11 protein-coding genes are annotated in these 11,726 nt (G+C 36.6%); 1 reads left to right on the top strand and 10 read right to left on the bottom strand.

The window, feature by feature from the left end:
• Window positions 1–10: 10 nt before the first annotated feature.
• From ACFSW4_RS05180 to smc, 3 genes are read right to left on the bottom strand one after another with little or no spacing between them, the layout of a single operon-like run.
• Complete coding sequence (locus ACFSW4_RS05180; protein WP_279401206.1) at window positions 11–352, bottom strand: putative DNA-binding protein; 342 nt, start codon at window positions 350–352, stop codon at window positions 11–13.
• Window positions 353–1,348 (bottom strand): signal recognition particle-docking protein FtsY, encoded by a 996-nt coding sequence (gene ftsY, locus ACFSW4_RS05175; protein WP_377327894.1) that lies wholly within the window; start codon window positions 1,346–1,348, stop codon window positions 353–355.
• A 21-nt stretch (window positions 1,349–1,369) separates the two neighbouring features.
• Window positions 1,370–4,939 carry a chromosome segregation protein SMC gene (gene smc / locus ACFSW4_RS05170; RefSeq protein WP_377327892.1) on the bottom strand — a complete coding sequence of 1,190 codons (3,570 nt, stop codon included), beginning with the start codon at window positions 4,937–4,939 and terminating at the stop codon, window positions 1,370–1,372.
• A gap of 111 nt (window positions 4,940–5,050) precedes the next feature.
• On the opposite strand from smc, the gene ACFSW4_RS05165 reads away from it, so the two are divergent.
• Window positions 5,051–5,272: a DUF1128 domain-containing protein gene (locus ACFSW4_RS05165; RefSeq protein WP_054751543.1), complete on the top strand. Its 222-nt coding sequence runs from the start codon at window positions 5,051–5,053 to the stop codon at window positions 5,270–5,272.
• 60 nt (window positions 5,273–5,332) lie between these two features.
• Here the strand turns inward: ACFSW4_RS05165 and rnc are convergent, their stop codons facing one another.
• The 7 genes from rnc to recG form a co-directional block, all read right to left on the bottom strand.
• The gene (gene rnc / locus ACFSW4_RS05160; RefSeq protein WP_377327890.1) at window positions 5,333–6,007 is read right to left on the bottom strand and encodes a ribonuclease III; all 675 of its coding nucleotides are present in this window, start codon (window positions 6,005–6,007) and stop codon (window positions 5,333–5,335) included.
• Between the two features lie 58 nt (window positions 6,008–6,065).
• A complete protein-coding gene (acpP, locus tag ACFSW4_RS05155) occupies window positions 6,066–6,299 on the bottom strand; it encodes an acyl carrier protein (protein ID WP_054751545.1) in 234 nt (77 codons plus the stop codon).
• 42 nt (window positions 6,300–6,341) lie between these two features.
• Window positions 6,342–7,082, bottom strand: a complete 741-nt coding sequence (gene fabG, locus ACFSW4_RS05150) for a 3-oxoacyl-[acyl-carrier-protein] reductase (protein ID WP_377327888.1) — start codon at window positions 7,080–7,082, stop codon at window positions 6,342–6,344.
• Between the two features lie 4 nt (window positions 7,083–7,086).
• A complete protein-coding gene (fabD, locus tag ACFSW4_RS05145) occupies window positions 7,087–8,028 on the bottom strand; it encodes an ACP S-malonyltransferase (RefSeq protein WP_054751547.1) in 942 nt (313 codons plus the stop codon).
• The gene (gene plsX, locus ACFSW4_RS05140) at window positions 8,028–9,032 is read right to left on the bottom strand and encodes a phosphate acyltransferase PlsX (RefSeq protein ID WP_377327886.1); all 1,005 of its coding nucleotides are present in this window, start codon (window positions 9,030–9,032) and stop codon (window positions 8,028–8,030) included. The genes fabD and plsX overlap by 1 nt, the downstream gene beginning before the upstream one ends.
• A gap of 14 nt (window positions 9,033–9,046) precedes the next feature.
• Window positions 9,047–9,607 (bottom strand): transcription factor FapR, encoded by a 561-nt coding sequence (gene fapR / locus ACFSW4_RS05135; protein ID WP_054751549.1) that lies wholly within the window; start codon window positions 9,605–9,607, stop codon window positions 9,047–9,049.
• Between the two features lie 72 nt (window positions 9,608–9,679).
• Window positions 9,680–11,716 (bottom strand): ATP-dependent DNA helicase RecG, encoded by a 2,037-nt coding sequence (gene recG / locus ACFSW4_RS05130; protein WP_377327884.1) that lies wholly within the window; start codon window positions 11,714–11,716, stop codon window positions 9,680–9,682.
• Window positions 11,717–11,726 lie beyond the last annotated feature (10 nt).

Here is an 11,726-nt window from a genome sequence, read left to right as displayed (position 1 = left end):
GACCGTCCTCCTAATCTAGGTTTTCCAATTCCTCTATCAACGATTTAACTTGATCTAGATTTTGTTGAGATAAAGACTCTTTCATCTCAATTAACAATCGATTTCGCTGTTCAAATCGTTTATACAGGCCTAGCTTTTCTTCATATTCTTCAAGCATTGCCTCTGTACGTTTAATATTATCATAAACTGCTTGTCTACTAACATCATAAGTCTCCGAAATTTCTCCAAGGGAATAATCTTCCAGATAGTATAATTCCATATAACTCTTCTGTTTGGGAGTTAATAATTCTTGGTAGAAATCAAACAAATAGTTTACGCGAGTTGTCTTTTCTAACACAAGCAGCCTCCTCATCTATTTTTCGGATTCATCAGTGATTAAATCGCCAAATAACCCATATACAAATTGGTGCGCATCAAATGGTTGTAAATCTTCCATTCTTTCTCCTAAACCAACGTATTTAACCGGAATATCCAGTTCCTTCCGAATGGCCAAAACAATCCCACCTCGAGCAGTACCATCTAGCTTTGTTAATACAATGCCTGATACATCGGTTGCTTCTTTAAATGTTTTAGCCTGACTTAATGCGTTTTGCCCTGTAGTAGCATCTAATACTAAAAGTGTTTCATGTGGTGCTCCATCAATTTCTCTAGATATAACTTTTTTAACTTTAGCAAGCTCGTTCATAAGGTTAACTTTATTTTGAAGGCGCCCAGCTGTATCACAGATTAGGACGTCAGCACCGCGAGACTTAGCTGCCTGAATACCGTCATAAATAACAGCAGCAGGATCACTACCTTCACTGTGTTTAATAACGTCAACACCTGTTCGTTCGCCCCACACATCAAGCTGATCAATCGCGCCTGCTCTAAATGTATCACCAGCTGCTAATAAAACCGATTTGCCTTCTTCTTTCAATTGATGAGCTAATTTGCCAATGGTAGTCGTTTTACCAACACCATTTACACCAACGGTTAGAATCACCGAAAGACCATCTTCGTTTAAATTCAGCTCTTCAATGGATGAATCCTCACCATCATAATATATTTCAACTAGCTTTTCAGAGATGACCTCTTTTACTTCTTCTGTATCTTGGATGTTACGGCGCTTAACTTCCATCTCAAGTTCTTCAATCAATTCCATTACTGTAGTTACACCAACGTCAGCTGATATTAAAATCTCTTCTAGCTCTTCGAAAAATTCTTCATCAACTTTACGATAGCGTGCAACTAAGTCATTCACTTTAGATGTGAACGAATCTCTTGTTTTAGACATTCCATCTTTAAATTTATCTGTGACTTGTTCTGTTTGGTTGTTGATTTTGTCCTTGAGTTTCTTAAAAAATCCCATACTCGTCTTCCTTTCGTTTCCTTAGTTTAACACCATTTCCTCTGTTTCTTCTAATTTAACAGATACAAGCTTCGATACGCCTGATTCTTGCATCGTGATTCCATATAGAACATCAGCGTTTTCCATCGTACCTTTTCTATGAGTAATGACAATAAATTGTGTTTGCTTAGAAAACTCTTTTAAATATTTTCCAAAACGCATGACATTTGCTTCGTCAAGGGCTGCTTCAACTTCATCAAGCACACAAAATGGTACAGGTCTAACTCTTAAGATCGCAAACAATAAAGCGATTGCTGTTAAGGCTCTCTCTCCACCTGAAAGAAGGCTTAAATTCTGAAGCTTTTTACCAGGTGGTTGTGCAATTATATCGACACCTGTTTCAAGTAAATCATCTGGATTGGTAAGCTTTAATTCAGCATGACCTCCGCCAAATAGCTCTTTAAATACAATTGAGAATTGATCTTGAATTTGACCAAAGGTAGTACTGAACTTGCGAATCATCTCTTCATCCATCTCTTGAATGATTGAGTGTAGCGTATCTTTTGCTTCTAAAAGATCTTGTTGCTGTTCAGTTAAAAATTCATAACGTTCTTGAATACGTTCATATTCGTCAATAGAACCTAGATTGACAGTCCCAAGTTCATCAATTGAGCGTTTAATGAGTTTAACTTTTTCTCTTGTTTCATCAATCTCTTCTGTAAGTCCAAAGTCTTTTTTGGCTTTCTCAAACGTCAACATATATTCTTCTCTTAAATGATTCAAACGATTTTCTAAATCCACATCTAGTCTGTTTGCTTTTACTTCAAGCTGCTGCATATGACTATTTCGTTGCTGATATTGTCTGTTCCGCTCTTTTAGTTCTCTTTCTAAATCATCCCTAGAATGAGTTAAATTTTGACGTTCACCTCGTGACTGTTCTAGTTGGTCGTTGATTTGAACTAATTGAGTTCTAGCTTCTTTTACTTGATCAGTCAACCCATCAACTGTCTGAGCATTTTGATGTGACTCTTCTAAGCCTTTTAGTTCCTCTTGATATTGTTTGTTTACCTTACGAGCTTCATTTAATTGCTCTTGAATTTGGTTAAGACGTTCTTTTTGATTTCTAACTTCACTTTCTTGTTCCGCTAAACGGATTTGCATATGATTTAATCTTTCTTTATGTTTCTCAACATTTGCTTTAAAATCGGATTGATTGGATGATAAATGGTCAATGTCACCACGTAATGACTCAGATTGCTCTTCTTGAGATTGTAGCTTATCTTTAATATTAGATAACTCTTTTCCTAAAGTATTCATCTCTTCTTCATGCTGACTATTTTCCTGATCATAAACAGACAGTTGATCATTGATATTGGAAAGCCTTGCTTGGAGTGCTTGATAGCCTTCTTTCACCATCTGATATTGATTATATAACTCATCTTTATCTAATTGATGTTGTTGTAAATCTTCTTGAACTTGTTTCAAACGCTTCTTCTTATCACTTAATTGACGTTCAAAATCTAAACTTTTATTTTCAAAGTCTTTAAGCTTTGTCTGAACTTCTTCTAACTCTCGGTCACGTGTGAATAAAGAAGTTTGATTTGACCGCTTCTTAGCCCCACCACTCATGGAACCACCTGGATTAACAACGTCACCCTCTAACGTCACAATCCTGTAACGATGGTTGGTTGCGCTAGCCAGTTCATTTGCGTCTTTAAGAGTATTAGAAATGAGAACATTTCCTATTAAATTTTTAATGATTGGTTCATAGGTTGAATCGTATTCAACAAGCTCACTACCAACTCCAACAAAACCACTATGATTTTGAATTTGATCAACTAGTCTTGGATCAATATGACGTGGTCTAATCGTTGAAATTGGTAATAATGTCGCACGCCCACTATTTGTTTTCTTAAGCCACTTAATGGCTTCCCTTGCTTCATGGTCTTTTCCAACCACAATATGCTGTGCCTGTCCACCTAAAGCCGTTTCCATTGCAGTGACATACTCATTGGGTATATCTATTAGCTGAGCAACTGCGCCATGAATGCCATTTAGATTCCCTTTTTCCTTAGCTTGTAAAATTGATTTAACTCCATGAAAAAAACCACTATAAGACTCTTTCATATCCTCTAGCATGTCTTTCTTAGAACGTAATTGTTCAATAATGCGGTAACCCTTATAAAGCTTTTCTTCATCTTGTCTTATCTCTTCTGATAAGTTTTGGTTCAGGTCTTGGCATTCATTTAACTTTTGATTTAAGACATTTAATTGTTCTTCAAGGGCTACCTTTTCCTTAGCTTGAGCTGATTGATCATCATCTAAAGAATTACGTTCTTCTATAAGTTTCTCAAAACGTTCATCTAAACGTTGTTTACGAGCTTTAGATTGTTCAATTTGTTTTTCGATTGAGGCTTTTTCATTACGATTTGCAGCTTGTTCGTTAAGCAATTCAATGTATTCAGCTTTCATTGATTCAATTTGATCTTCAATATCGACGCCTGAGTTCGCAATTTCATTATTTATTTCACTAATTGTTTTCTTAGTTTCATCACGCTGAGACTTTAATGATTTTAGTTTCATATCTTGATCTTCGTAGTCGAGTTCAAATTGATCAATTTGATCTTGGCTTTCCTTAATATCTTGTTCAAGTTTTTCTTTACTTTCATCATAATGTTTTAGACGTTCAACAAGTAAGTTTTTCTGACCATCTAGTTGTTCGATTTGCTGAGTCAATGTTAGTTTTTGATCTTGAAGTCCTTCTATTTTTTGATCTAACTCTTGAATCTGTTGTCCAATTTCTTCAACTTTAGACTCATCTGCTTGAATAGAAGTCTTCTCTTCCATCAACTGTTCTTTTAGCGTATCAATTTCTTGAAGTAAATGACCCCATTCAGAGTGAATATTTTCAATCTCTGTTACAATTAGGCTGACTTCGTGCTGTTCTAACTCATCTTTTTTCTCTAAATATTCTTTTGCAACGGCTGCTTGTTCTTTGAGCGGCTCTAATTGCCCTTCAATCTCATGAATAATATCTTCAACACGATCTAAATTATCTTCGGTTTCAGTTAATTTCTTAACTGCTTTATTTTTACGCTGTTTATATTTAAGCACACCTGCAGCTTCTTCAAATATAGAACGTCGCTCTTCAGACTTTGAACTTAAAATCTCTTCAACTTTACCTTGGCTAATAATTGAAAAGGCTTCTTTACCTAGGCCTGAGTCCATAAAGAGCTCTACGATATCTTTAAGCCTGCATGGCTGTTTATTAATTAAATATTCGCTTTCCCCAGAACGATATACTCGTCTTGTAACGGCTACTTCTTCATAATCGATTGGGAGTCTTTGATCTTTATTATCTAAAGTTAACGTTACTTCAGCTACATTTAACGCTCGTCTAGTGTCACTACCGGCAAAAATAATGTCTTCCATTTTTGCCCCGCGTAGTGATTTCGCCGATTGTTCACCTAACACCCAGCGTATAGCATCTGTAACATTTGATTTTCCGCTTCCATTTGGCCCAACCACTGCTGTAACGCCCGGAACAAAGTCAACCGTTATACGTTCAGCAAATGACTTAAAGCCAACTGATTCTAATTTTTTCAAAAACATATGTAAACACCTACTCAATTTTGCGTTCTAACCTTAACAACTGAACTTTTTTATTTTATCATAAAATAAGTGGTTTCAGAAGGTAGCGATAAAATCTAAGGAGTGAATGAAATGAATTTAAACGAAGCAACTGAGGAAAATTTGAAATATATCATTGAAGATCTTTCTAAAAAGCTTCAAGTATTAAATCCAACGATCATGGATTCTGATAACTTTAGCTTGAAGGATTACGATGAGATCAAACAATTGTATGATATGGTTAAAAGCAAAGATCAAGTGAGTGTGCCTGAAATTCATGCGATTATTGATGAATTAAAAAGGCTCAGACAATAATTAAAGCACACAAAAATCCGTACAAGATTAAATTTAATCATTGTACGGATTTTGCATTAGTTACATGCCTTTTAATGCTTTTTGAGCAGCCTCTTGTTCAGCTTCTTTTTTAGTGCGTCCAGTTCCTTTGCCTTTCTTCTCACTACCCACAAATACATCAGCTACAAACTTTCTGTTATGAGCAGGGCCAATTTCATCTACAATTTTATACTGAACCTGCTTACCGTCTTGTTGAACTAATTCCTGCAATTGTGTCTTGTAATCCATCGCATGTGAAAAAGCACCTGGTTCAATTTTTGGATACATAAAGTCACTTAAGAACGTAATGACTTGATCAAATCCTTGGTCTAAATAAATAGCACCAATTAATGCCTCATAAGCGTCAGCGAGTAAAGAAGGCCTTTCACGACCTCCTGATTTTTCCTCCCCTTTACCAAGTAGAAGAAATTCGTTAAGATTAAGATCTTTTGCAAATTTTTCAAGTGAAGGCTCACATACTATATTGGCTCTAAATTTTGTTAATTCTCCTTCACTCATATGTTTATACTCACGATACAGGTATTGAGACACTGCTAATTCAAGCACCGCATCACCCAAAAACTCTAAGCGCTCATTGTCTTCTAACTGCTGTTCACGGTGCTCATTCACATACGATGTATGCATGAAGGCTTGTTTTAGTAAATCTTCATTTTTGAATTGAATGTTAATGTCTTTTTGTAATTGTTTAAAGTTCATATTTTTCCACCCGTTTAAAGAAGATGAGGATGGCGAGTGCCATCCCCTATAAATTTATTTATTGGTTGCTGTTTATGTAATTAACAGCATCACCAACTGTTTGAATTTTTTCAGCATCCTCATCAGAGATTTCCATGTCGAATTCATCCTCTAATTCCATTACTAATTCTACAACATCTAATGAGTCCGCTTCTAAGTCATCTTTAAATGAAGCTTCCATAGTAACTTTAGCCTCATCAACATCTAAACGTTCAACGATAATTTCTTTAACTTTATCAAATACATCTGCCATCGATCTCACCTCCCTTCAAAGTTATTAACAAAACTATAAATGTTACATAACCATTCCACCATCAACATGAATGGTTTGACCTGTAATATAATCTGAATCCTCTGAAGCTAGAAAACGCACGACTCTAGCAACATCTTCAGGTTCACCTAAGCGGTTTAATGGAATCATGTCATGCATGCCTTGTTTCGCTTCATCTGATAATGCGTCCGTCATATCTGTAGTAATAAATCCTGGAGCAACAGCATTTACATTGATGTTTCTTGCTGCTAATTCTTTAGCCACAGACTTAGTCATTCCAATTACCCCAGCTTTGGCTGCAACATAATTGGTCTGACCAGGATTTCCCGTAACACCAACTACTGATGCTACATTTACGATTTTACCACCACGTTGTTTCATCATTGGCCTTGTGACTGCTTTAACGCAGTTAAAAACACCTTTTAAATTTGTGTCAATAACATCGTCAAACTCGTCCTCTTTCATTCTCATTAGAAGATTATCACGAGTAATTCCTGCGTTATTCACTAGGATATCTATTGAACCAAATTCATCCGTTGTTGTCTTAACAAGTTGTTTAACCTCATCAGGGCTTGCGACATTGGCTTGAACAGCTACCGCTTCTTGGCCTAATTGTTTAATCTCTTGAGCAACAGCTTCAGCGCGTTCTTGACTACCCGCATAATTAACAACAACATTAGCTCCTTTACTAGCTAATTCTAACGCAATCGCTTTGCCAATTCCTCGTGAAGCACCTGTTACTAAAGCTACTTTCCCATCTAACATAACATTATTCCTCCTTTAACCAGCTTTTAAAACCTTCTAAAGCCTCGACTTCATTTAATGTGAAGATTTTAGCACGTCTATGGACTTTCTTGACTAAACCAGATAAGACTTTACCATTTCCAATTTCAACGAAAGCATCCACTTCAGCTTCCAACATATTTTCAATTGTTTGAGTGAATTGGACTGGTGAATAAAGTTGTTTAACTAGTAACGTCTCAATATCATTTGAATCCTGCACTGCACTTGCTGTGACATTAGCATAGACAGGAACCTCAGCTTTTTTAATGTTTACTTGTTTTAATTCTTCTTTAAAATCCTCACTTGCAGGTTTCATAAGCTCTGAATGGAATGGACCACTCACATTTAACGGTAAGACTCTTTTTGCGCCTCGTTCTTTCAGTTTTTCAGAAGCTTTTTCGACTCCTGCTACGGTGCCTGAGATCACAATTTGACCAGGACAGTTATAGTTTGCAACATTTACAGTATCACCTTGATTAGTCACTTCTTCTGTTACTTCATCTATTATTTCTGAATCAACCCCAAGTACCGCAGCCATAGTACCTTGGCCAGTTGGAACGGCCTTCTCCATGTATTTCCCTCTTTTATGTACGAGCTGAATGGCATCTTCAAAGGATAATGAACCTGCAGCGTAAAGAGCGCTATACTCACCCAGACTATGGCCTGCTACCATAGAGGGCTTAATCCCTTCGTCTTTTAATAAATTAAAAATGGCTATGCTATTTAACAGTAACGCTGGCTGAGCATTTTCAGTTTTCGTTAATTCATCATTAGGTCCATTTAACATCAGATCTGTTAATGAATAACCTAAAATGTCATCAGCTTGATGGTATAGTTGTTTTACAGAATCAAAAGCCTCGTAAAAATCTTGTCCCATACCAACGCTCTGGGAGCCTTGACCAGGAAATAGAAATGCAACCTTCTTCATTAAGAACCCTCCCGTTGTTGTAATTGACGTACTTCCTCACCAATTAACCCAACTACATTAGCTTCCACTAAATGATAGGTCTGTTTGATGGCATTAAATATGGCTCTATCATTTGACGAACCGTGTGCTTTAATAACTGGAGCTGCTAATCCAAATAATCCTGCACCACCATACTCGGAATAATCTAATTGATCTTTTATTCCTTTTAAATCAGATTTAACTAATGCTGCAGCTAGTTTCGTTTTTGCGTTTTTCATAAACGTATCTTTAATCATGGAAAACATATTAAGTGCTGTTCCTTCGATCGATTTCAGTGCAATATTTCCTGAAAACCCATCAGTTACGACCACATCAGCTACTCCTTCTAATAAATCACGTGCCTCTACGTTTCCAACAAAATTAACAGGTGCACTTTGCATGAGTTGGAATGCTTCCTTAACCAATTCAGAACCTTTTTGGTCTTCTGTTCCAACATTTAGAAGTCCGACCTTAGGGTTTTTAATGCCTCTAACTTTTTCAACATAAATAGAACCCATAATCGCATATTGCATAAGATGATTAGGTTTTGCTTCTACATTTGCACCAACATCTAATAGTAAAAAGCCTTTTCCGTCTATTGTTGGCAGTGTAGGACTGAGCGCTGGTCGGTCTATCCCTTTAATTCGGCCTACTTTAAATAATCCCGTGCTCATAAGGGCTCCCGTGTTTCCTGCTGAAATACATGCGTCAGCCTCATTATTTTTAACAGCCTCTGCCATTAAAACCATTGAAGCATTTTTCTTCTTTCTAACCACACGTGCTGGTTCATCCGTGTTCTCAACTTTTTCCATTGTATGATGTATATGAATTTTAGAATGTTTAGGATCAAGATAAGGTTTGATTTGCTCCTCATCACCATAAAGCGTAATTTCCAAATCACTATAATGTTCAACTGCCAATAAAGCACCTTTTACAGCCGCTTCAGGGGCATGATCGCCCCCCATGGCATCGATTGCTATTCTCATAATTAGTACCCCTTTTATTTTTCAGTACTTCTATACATCTTAAATATACCTTCAAAAACTAATTCATCTTGAACATAACTTCTGACATTTATTTTAGTTCGCTTTTGATTACGGTTTGTCACTGAAGCTTTAGCGACAACTCGTTCTCCCAATTTAACCGGGCGAGTAAAGTTAATTTCTGCATTCGCCGTCAATGCTAAGTCATCATTTATAATCGCAACAGCTAAAGAATTGGCTTGCGCGAACAAGTGATGGCCTCTTGCTATTTGGTTACGTGAGAATACATGTTCCTCTTTAATATCTAGAATTGAAATGGCTAAATTATCTAACTCCAAATTAACAATTTCACCAATAACTTCGTCAATTGGCAAAGCTTTGACTGTTTCATTCCAGTTTTTATTAGCTACATTTTTAATACGCTCTCTTAATTCTGGAATAGAAAGTTCTAGCCGGTCTAGACGAATGGTTTGGATACTGACTCCAAATTTATTAGCTAATTCTTCATCTGTTATAAATGGAGTTTCTTCTATCATTTCAACCAGTTTTTCTTGTCTTTCCTTCTTTTTATACTTCATATTTTACACCGTCCACTATTATGACTAGGTCCTAATAGTAATATATAATACCTTAGGGTTTCTTGCAATCCTTTAATCAAAAATTCGCTCTTGAATTTTTGGATCAGATTCAATCATCGATTTTAATCGCTCATATTCTGGATTGTTCCACAATAATTGATGTTTCATGACATGAACAGCATCTCGTCTCGCTACCTCTAAGGCTCTATAGTCTTCTACCAAATCTGCTACTTTAAACTCTGGTAATCCGCTTTGTTTTTTACCAAAGAAATCACCTGGTCCTCTAATTTGTAAGTCGTGCTCAGATAAGGTGAAGCCATCATTCGTTTCTGTCATCACTCTCATCCGTTCTTTACCTGTATCCCCTTTAGGGTCGGCTAATAAAATACAGTAGCTTTGATGAGAACCTCTACCTACCCTACCTCTAAGTTGATGTAGTTGAGCTAACCCAAAACGTTCAGCATCATAAATCACCATTAGGGTAGCATTAGGAACGTTCACTCCAACTTCAACGACGGTGGTTGAGACTAGAATGTTAATTTCATTATCTGCAAAACGCCTCATCACATCTTCTTTTTCTTGAGCGTTAAGCCTCCCATGCATGAGTCCCACATTAATGTCATTAGGAAGATCATCTTGTAGCTCTTCAAAAATATCAACTGCATTTTGGATATCAAGTTGATCTGATTCTTCTATTAATGGGCAGATTACATACGCCTGCCGGCCATTATAAACTTCACTTACCATGAACTGTCTAACTCGATCCATCATGTTTTCCTTAACCCAATAAGTTTCGATAGGCTGTCTACCCTTAGGGAGCTCATCAATTATGGATACATCCATATCTCCAAAAGTGGTAATCGATAAAGTGCGGGGGATCGGTGTTGCTGTCATAAATAACACATCAGGATGAAGTCCTTTATCCCTCAACGTTTTTCTTTGCTGTACGCCAAAGCGGTGCTGTTCATCGACAATAACAAGCCCTAAGTCATTAAAAATGGTGTCGTCTTGAATTAACGCATGAGTACCTACAACGATATCAACTTCTCCTTTTTGAATTCGTTCAAGACGCTCTTTTCGCTTTTTACCTTTAATTGAACCAGTTAACAACTCTACTGTTAATAGATCGCCAAATAATTCGGTTAGTGATTCTTCGTGCTGTTCAGCTAAAATCTCTGTTGGAACCATTAATGCACCTTGTTGTCCCGATAAATATGTAGCATACAATGCTATCGCAGCAACAACCGTTTTACCAGAACCAACATCCCCTTGAAGCAGACGGTTCATTCGGTATGGTTGTTTTAAGTCAGTTAAAATTTCATCAAGAACCCTGTCCTGACTGTTCGTTAAATCAAACCCGAGTTGTTGGACAAATTTTTGAACTAGACTTTCATCAAACTGTTTAGGCAAACCGTTTGTTTTTTGACGATTATGCTCTTTGATCCATTGCATTTTAAGTTGGAAAATAAATAGCTCTTCAAATATAAAACGTCTTTTAGCATGTTTAAGAGCCGTTTTTGAAGATGGTTGGTGTAGGTCCTTCACTGCATGCTGACGACCAGGCAGTTTATAATCTGTTAAATACTTGTCTGGCAACATCTCGTCCACTTCATGTAAAGATGATTTTAATGCATAGGTGATAAGCTTTTTTAATTGCTTAGTTGATAAGTTCCCCTTCGTATGATAGACCGGCTGAATATCTTGCTCTTCATTAAATGAATTTGAATGAAACTGATTGACTGTAATTTGAAGTCTATGCATGTCCCATTTACCTGTGACAGTAATCATTTCTCCTTTTTTAATGCGTTCTTTTAAGAAGGCTTGATTAAAAAACACAGCTTTAATGGCAACAACGCCAACTTGAAGGGTACATATTAATCGTGATTTCTTCCTTCCAAAATAACTAACATTTGGCTCTGACACCACTTGACCTTGTATGGTTGCCGTTTCATCATGATTAATTTCATTAATGGGTTTCAGCTCAAAATAGTCATAACGAAAAGGAAAGTGGAAGAGTAAATCTCCCACTTTCGTAATGTCTAATAACTCGAGCTGCTCTTTTGTTTTTTCACCGACACTCGGAATGACGTCGACCGGTTCATAAAACAAGATGATCACT

Source organism: Piscibacillus salipiscarius, assembly GCF_042685285.1.
Lineage (GTDB): Bacteria > Bacillota > Bacilli > Bacillales > Alkalibacillaceae > Piscibacillus > Piscibacillus salipiscarius.
Note: the sequence above shows the minus strand (reverse complement) of the source record. Positions and strands in the feature narration are given on the sequence as shown.